The sequence below is a fragment of the Enterobacter cloacae complex sp. IR53041 genome, from assembly GCF_049238285.1.
Lineage (GTDB): Bacteria > Pseudomonadota > Gammaproteobacteria > Enterobacterales > Enterobacteriaceae > Enterobacter > Enterobacter roggenkampii.
This window is the reverse complement of the sequence record NZ_JBMKHB010000046.1, coordinates 22224-29129: the sequence shown is the minus strand read 5'-3', so window position 1 is coordinate 29129 and position 6906 is coordinate 22224. Positions and strand designations below refer to the sequence as shown.

Here is a 6906-nt window from a genome sequence, read left to right as displayed (position 1 = left end):
CCCGTTATTTCAGGATTTTTTCTCTTCAACCGACCGCGTTGTCTGTGAAGTGATTCACATCCGCCGTGTCGATGGAGGCGCATTATAGGGAGTTCTCCGCAGGCCGCAACCGCTAAATGACAGAAAAATGACTGACTGCTGCATTCCCCAGCAAAACCCCGCCTTATACCTTTTTACACACAGACTTATCCACAATGATACGAAAAAGTGAAAATGTGCGAGCGTTGCGCAAACGTTTTCGTTAAAATGCTCGCGCTTTACAAGGATGCCTCGTCAGGTGTGTTAGATGAGTTTTTCACAGGAAAATTCATCTAACGCTCTCTGTAATCGTGAAATCCAGGGGATTTACCATGCAACAACGTCGTCCAGTCCGCCGCGCTCTGCTCAGTGTTTCTGATAAAGCCGGTATCGTCGAATTCGCTCAGGCACTTTCTGCACGCGGTGTAGAGCTGCTTTCCACAGGTGGAACCGCTCGCCTGTTAGCAGATAAAGGTCTGCCGGTAACCGAAGTGTCCGATTACACCGGTTTCCCGGAAATGATGGATGGACGCGTCAAAACCCTGCACCCGAAAGTCCACGGCGGTATTCTGGGCCGTCGCGGCCAGGACGACGCCATTATGGAACAGCACGACATCGCGCCTATCGACATGGTTGTCGTTAACCTCTACCCCTTTGCCCAGACCGTTGCCCGCGAAGGCTGCTCTCTGGAAGATGCCGTAGAGAATATTGATATCGGCGGCCCGACCATGGTGCGCTCTGCGGCCAAGAACCATAAAGATGTCGCCATCGTGGTCAAGAGCAGCGATTACACCACCATTATTAATGAGATGGACGCCAACGATGGGTCGCTGACCCTGGAAACGCGATTCGACCTCGCCATCAAAGCCTTCGAACACACCGCCGCGTACGACAGCATGATCGCCAACTACTTCGGTAGCCTGGTGCCGGCTTACCACGGTGAAAGCAAAGATCCTTCAGGCCGCTTCCCGCGCACCCTGAATCTGAACTTCATTAAGAAGCAGGATATGCGTTACGGTGAGAACAGCCACCAGCAGGCGGCCTTCTATATAGAAGAAGAGGTAAAAGAAGCTTCTGTCGCTACCGCACAGCAGATTCAGGGCAAAGCGCTCTCCTATAACAACATTGCTGACACCGACGCCGCGCTGGAATGCGTGAAAGAATTCAGCGAGCCGGCCTGTGTTATCGTCAAGCATGCGAACCCATGTGGCGTTGCCGTGAGCACCTCCATTCTGGACGCCTATGACCGCGCCTACAAAACCGACCCGACCTCCGCGTTCGGCGGCATTATCGCCTTCAACCGCGAGCTGGATGCCGAAACCGCACAGGCCATCATCTCCCGCCAGTTTGTCGAAGTGATCATCGCGCCATCGGCCTCCGAAGAAGCGCTGAAAATCACCGCGGCAAAACAGAACGTGCGTGTACTGGTTTGTGGCCAGTGGGCGGAACGCGTGCCGGGCCTGGACTTCAAGCGCGTGAACGGCGGCCTGCTGGTTCAGGACCGCGATCTGGGTATGGTGACAGAAGCCGACCTGCGCGTGGTGACCAAACGTCAGCCGACCGAACAGGAGCTGCGTGACGCGCTGTTCTGCTGGAAGGTGGCGAAGTTCGTCAAATCCAACGCCATCGTCTATGCCAAAGAGAACATGACTATCGGGATAGGCGCAGGCCAGATGAGCCGCGTTTACTCGGCGAAAATCGCGGGTATTAAAGCAGGCGATGAAGGCCTGGAAGTCAAAGGCTCCGCCATGGCCTCTGACGCCTTCTTCCCGTTCCGTGACGGTATCGACGCCGCAGCCGCTGTCGGCATCACCTGCGTGATCCAGCCAGGCGGCTCAATCCGCGACGACGAAGTGATTGCTGCTGCCGACGAACACGGCATTGCGATGATCTTCACCGACATGCGTCACTTCCGCCATTAATTCCCGGAGCAGAAAATGAAAGTATTAGTGATTGGTAACGGCGGACGCGAGCACGCGCTGGCGTGGAAAGCGGCCCAGTCTCCGCTGGTTAAAACGGTCTTCGTGGCACCGGGCAACGCCGGTACCGCGCTGGAGCCCGCGCTGCAGAACGTGGCTATCGGCGTGACCGACATTCCGGCGCTGTTGAGCTTTGCTCAGCAGGAGAAAATCGACCTGACCATCGTCGGTCCGGAAGCGCCGCTGGTGATAGGTGTCGTGGATGCGTTCCGCGCAGCGGGCCTGAACATCTTTGGCCCAACGGAAGGCGCCGCGCAGCTGGAAGGCTCCAAAGCCTTCACCAAAGATTTCCTCGCGCGTCATAACATCCCGACGGCGGAATATCAGAATTTCACTGAAGTGGAGCCTGCTCTGGCCTACTTACGTGAGAAAGGCGCGCCGATTGTTATCAAGGCCGACGGTCTGGCCGCGGGTAAAGGCGTGATCGTCGCGATGACGCTCGAAGAAGCCGAAGCCGCGGTTCAGGATATGCTGGCAGGTAACGCCTTTGGCGATGCGGGCCACCGCATCGTGATTGAAGAGTTCCTCGACGGTGAAGAGGCGAGCTTTATCGTCATGGTCGACGGCGAGCACGTTCTGCCGATGGCCACCAGCCAGGATCACAAGCGTGTGGGCAATGGCGACACGGGGCCTAATACCGGCGGGATGGGTGCTTACTCCCCTGCGCCGGTCGTCACTGACGACGTCCACCAGCGCACCATGGATCGCATCATCTGGCCTACCGTGAAGGGAATGGCGGCAGAAGGCAATACCTACACCGGTTTCCTTTATGCAGGCCTGATGATCGACAAGCAGGGTAACCCTAAGGTCATCGAATTCAACTGCCGCTTTGGCGATCCAGAAACCCAGCCCATCATGCTGCGCATGAAATCCGATCTGGTGGAACTGTGCCTGGCTGCCTGCGATGGCAAGCTGGACGAGAAAACCTCCGAGTGGGACGAGCGTGCGTCTCTCGGCGTGGTGATTGCTGCGGGGGGTTATCCGGGCAACTACAGCACCGGTGATGAGATCCACGGTCTGCCGCTGGAAGAGATTGACGGTGCGAAGGTGTTCCACGCCGGTACGAAGCTGGCTGAGGACGATCGCGTTCTGACCAACGGCGGACGCGTGCTGTGTGCGACCGCGCTGGGTCATACCGTGGCAGAAGCACAGAAGCGCGCCTATGCGCTGATGGCGGATATTCACTGGAACGGTAGCTTTAGCCGTCAGGATATCGGCTATCGCGCGATTGCGCGTGAGCAGGGGAAGTAATTCCTCCTCGCCCTCACCCTCTCCCACAGGGAGAGGGAATCGTTCGTAGGCCGGATAAGCGTTAGCGCCATCCGGCTTAATCCACAGAACTCAAAAACTCTTCTCTGTCGGCTGCCAGGTGCAGAAATCTTCGTTCGCCACCAATAGCAATTGAGAGCCTTCCGGCGCCTCAAGCCACGCCACGCTCACGTCCATTGATGAATGACGCTGACGGCGTTGAATGTGTTCGGTTGCCCAGGATTCAAGCTCAGGCTTCACCGTTTGCCCTTCGCAGGTCGTCACCGTTCCATCGTTATGCCAGCGCCCCTGGCGCAGCACGACGCGTCCCAGACGAAGCGCATCGCTGGTCTGGCGGATTTGTTCGGCACGGTAACGGTAGAGGGCGATTTGGTCGCTGGAAAGCTGCTGTTTTTGACCGCTGACTTCACGCTGCATAAAGCTCAGCTCGCCATGGTCGTCAAAACGCACTTTCACGTGTTCGGGGGTCTTGCTGTAGACGTTCAGCTCAATCAGCGAGAGGTCATCTCCCTGCCAGCGATATTCTGCCGTCGACGTATTGCCGTTGTGCCACGGGCTGAAGGCAGATAACAGATGAACTTCATTGCCGGAATCTTTACGCCAGATCCTGACCGCGCCCTGGTTGTCAGCGTAGCCGCTGGCGGTAAACGGCGGCAGAGTGGTGTCGTGACTACAGGCTGACAGCAGCAGCGCACCTGCCAGCGCGAGCGTTCCGCGCCAGAAAGACAAAAGGGGCGTTGCCGCCCCTTCGCTAAAACTGTTCACTGCCACGCGTCTTACTTAACAGCGTCTTTCAGTGCTTTACCAGAAACAAATGCCGGCACGTTAGCTGCGGCGATTTTGATTTCTTTACCGGTCTGCGGGTTGCGGCCAGTACGCTCAGCGCGGTGGTTCACTTTGAAGGTACCGAAACCAACCAGTTGTACAGCATCGCCTTCTTTCAGAGACTCAGTAATAGCAGCCAGGGTAGATTCCAGAGCAGCTTTAGCCTGCACTTTAGACAGATCAGCCTTGTCCGCAATTACATCAATCAGTTGAGTCTTGTTCATAAGTTATCCTTTCAATGTGTTTATCGCTTGCTAAGCATCGAGTGCGACGAAAATGCCAAAAAAGCACTCTCCTGCATACACGCACCGATAGCCACTTTTTTTCGCCCCCCAAATGTAGACCAGACAAGGGTCGAAAGGGAAGAGTCGAGGAGCGACAAAACGGGCGTTATCTCAAGTTTTCTTATCTCATTGGTTAAAAATTATACCAATATTACTCTCACCGGCCTCACGTAAGTCCGCGCGCAGCCCTTTGATCAGCTCAATGTCGCGTTCTTCACACTCTGCCAGCAGGCGGAAAATCTCCCACTGGATATCCCATTCTTGCTCAACGGCCGGGTTCGCACGCAGCTCTTCGTCGGTCATCTCGCGACCTTCCTGGGTCATTTCCAGCATCGCCACGGTGGTGATAGAGGCCTTACTGACTTCGATAGCGTGCTCCAGCGTCTCACCGCTCAGGCGGGAGTGGAGCAATTCGCTTAACGCCACACAGGCATCAATTGCCGGGTAGACGCCGTACAGGTCAAAATCATCCGCCACCGGGATCGCCTCTTCCAGCTTTTCGAGCTGAGAGTCGAAATTCACCTTCGCGTCTTTCACCGTCAGCGTTTCCCAGATCAGATCCAGAATGCGGCGGTAGATATGGCCATCACCAAAGCCCGTCTGCTTGCAGAACGCGGCATAGTTGGGATACATGCGCTCGCACAGGCAAGCCATGAAGGTGACGTGCTGCCAGCTTTCCAGCTTTTCAAGGCGCAGGTGAATCGGGTTTTGTAGCATGATGATCTCTCGAATCGAAAATTAGGCGCAGTTTACCTGAATCATCGCTGAATTTCCTGCCAACGAACAAAAGCCGGACGCGAAGAGGCCACCGCGTCAGCCCAGCGCGTTGGCTCCGGTAAGCGGTAGCCCTTCATGCAGCGCTGTACCCACGCCAGGGCGCTGTCCATACTCACCCGATGGCCGGTGGCGATGAACAGCGGATTACAGCGTGCCTTGCTGCGCCAGACCCACGCCAGCTGCTCGCCTTTATGGATAAGCGGCACCAGCGCACCCGGCTCGGCGGAGAGTGGCTCAAACGCCCCGCACAGGCGTTTCTTGGCAACGCCAATGGTCGGCACATCCACCAGCAGCCCAAAGTGGCTGGCAACGCCTAAACGGCGCGGGTGTGAGATACCGTGCCCATCGACAAAAAGCAGGTCAGGTTTTTGCGAGAGTTGCTCCCACGCTGCCAGCAGCGCGGGATATTCGCGGAAGGAGAGAAAGCCCGGAATGTACGGCATGGTGGTGGCAATACGCGCGACCTTGTACTCCACCAGCTCGAGCGAAGGGTATTTCAGGACCACCATCGCCGCTCGCGTCACGTCCCCACCCTGCTCAAACCCGACGTCGGCTCCGCCAATGTACTGCGGAGGATCCTTATCCAGACGATCCTCGCGGATCACCGATGAGGCCAGTTCGATTTGTTGAGCGCGTAGCGACGCGAGATCCATAACGACTCCTTACTTGTGATACTGGGCAGAAAGCCGATGCACCGCCTCCACAAATACGCCTGCGTGCTCTGGCGGCACATCCTGATGAATACCGTGGCCGAGGTTAAAGACGTGGCCTTCCCCCTGGCCGAAACCAGACAGTATAGTCGACACTTCTTCTTCAATGCGGGCAGGCGGCGCATAGAGCATGGACGGGTCCATATTGCCCTGAAGCGCTACTTTGTCGCCCACGCGGCGGCGGGCATCAGCGATATCGGTAGTCCAGTCGAGACCCAGGGCGTCACAGCCGGTTGCCGCCATGGCTTCCAGCCACTGACCGCCACCTTTGGTGAACAGCGTCACCGGCACGCGGCGGCCTTCGTTTTCGCGCAGCAGGCCGTCAACGATTTTATGCATGTAATACAGGGAGAACTGTTGATAATCACGCCCGGTCAGCACGCCGCCCCAGGTATCGAAAATCATCACCGACTGCGCACCGGCTTTAATCTGCGCGTTGAGGTAGAGCGTGACGCTCTTCGCGAGCTTGTCGAGCAGCGCATGCAGAGCCAGCGGCTCGGCGTACATCATCTTTTTAATCAGGGTGAAGGCTTTGCTGCTGCCCCCTTCCACCATATAGGTCGCCAGCGTCCACGGGCTGCCGGAGAAGCCAATCAGCGGCACTTCACCTTTCAGCTCGCGGCGAATGGTGCGCACGGCGTTCATCACGTAGCCCAGCTCGCCTTCCGGATCGGGGATCGGCAGCTTGTCCACGTCGGCTTTGCTTCTGATCGGAGAGGTAAAACGCGGGCCTTCACCGGTTTCGAAGTACAGGCCAAGGCCCATCGCATCCGGAATGGTCAGAATATCCGAGAAGAGGATCGCCGCATCCAGCGGGAAGCGGCGCAGCGGCTGGAGCGTCACTTCACAGGCCAGCTCGGCGTTTTTGCACAGCGACATAAAATCGCCCGCCTGCGCGCGCGTGGCTTTGTACTCTGGCAGATAGCGTCCCGCCTGGCGCATCATCCACACCGGGGTGACATCAACGGGCTGGCGCAGCAGCGCACGCAGATAACGATCGTTCTTCAGTTCGGTCATTTTTGCAGTTCCTTAAGCGTCATGGCC

General features: G+C 57.2%; 7 protein-coding genes. 2 read left to right on the top strand and 5 right to left on the bottom strand.

All coding sequences use genetic code 11. The annotated features are described in order from the left end of the window. The first annotated feature begins 350 nt into the window (after positions 1 to 350). Together purH and purD are read left to right on the top strand one after the other, a co-directional pair. Positions 351 to 1940: a bifunctional phosphoribosylaminoimidazolecarboxamide formyltransferase/IMP cyclohydrolase gene (gene purH, locus ACOTXF_RS22085; RefSeq protein WP_048962328.1), complete on the top strand. Its 1590-nt coding sequence runs from the start codon at positions 351 to 353 to the stop codon at positions 1938 to 1940. A 15-nt stretch (positions 1941 to 1955) separates the two neighbouring features. Beyond that, positions 1956 to 3248: a phosphoribosylamine--glycine ligase gene (gene purD / locus ACOTXF_RS22080; protein WP_048962327.1), complete on the top strand. Its 1293-nt coding sequence runs from the start codon at positions 1956 to 1958 to the stop codon at positions 3246 to 3248. A gap of 90 nt (positions 3249 to 3338) precedes the next feature. Here purD and ACOTXF_RS22075 read toward each other — a convergent pair whose 3' ends face one another. The 5 genes from ACOTXF_RS22075 to hemE all read right to left on the bottom strand — a co-directional run bounded on the left by ACOTXF_RS22075 (position 3339) and on the right by hemE (position 6879). Next, on the bottom strand, positions 3339 to 4031 hold the full coding sequence (locus ACOTXF_RS22075) for a DUF1481 domain-containing protein (RefSeq protein WP_032654585.1): 693 nt from the start codon (positions 4029 to 4031) through the stop codon (positions 3339 to 3341). 11 nt (positions 4032 to 4042) lie between these two features. Then, the gene (gene hupA / locus ACOTXF_RS22070; protein ID WP_002445246.1) at positions 4043 to 4315 is read right to left on the bottom strand and encodes a nucleoid-associated protein HU-alpha; all 273 of its coding nucleotides are present in this window, start codon (positions 4313 to 4315) and stop codon (positions 4043 to 4045) included. A gap of 186 nt (positions 4316 to 4501) precedes the next feature. Then, positions 4502 to 5092, bottom strand: coding sequence for a YjaG family protein (locus ACOTXF_RS22065; protein ID WP_008503468.1), 591 nt, complete (start codon positions 5090 to 5092; stop codon positions 4502 to 4504). A gap of 41 nt (positions 5093 to 5133) precedes the next feature. After that, on the bottom strand, positions 5134 to 5805 hold the full coding sequence (nfi, locus tag ACOTXF_RS22060) for a deoxyribonuclease V (RefSeq protein ID WP_045418164.1): 672 nt from the start codon (positions 5803 to 5805) through the stop codon (positions 5134 to 5136). A gap of 9 nt (positions 5806 to 5814) precedes the next feature. Further along, entirely contained in the window at positions 5815 to 6879 is a 1065-nt protein-coding gene (gene hemE / locus ACOTXF_RS22055; protein ID WP_008503466.1) for a uroporphyrinogen decarboxylase, read from the bottom strand. Positions 6880 to 6906: the final 27 nt, after the last annotated feature.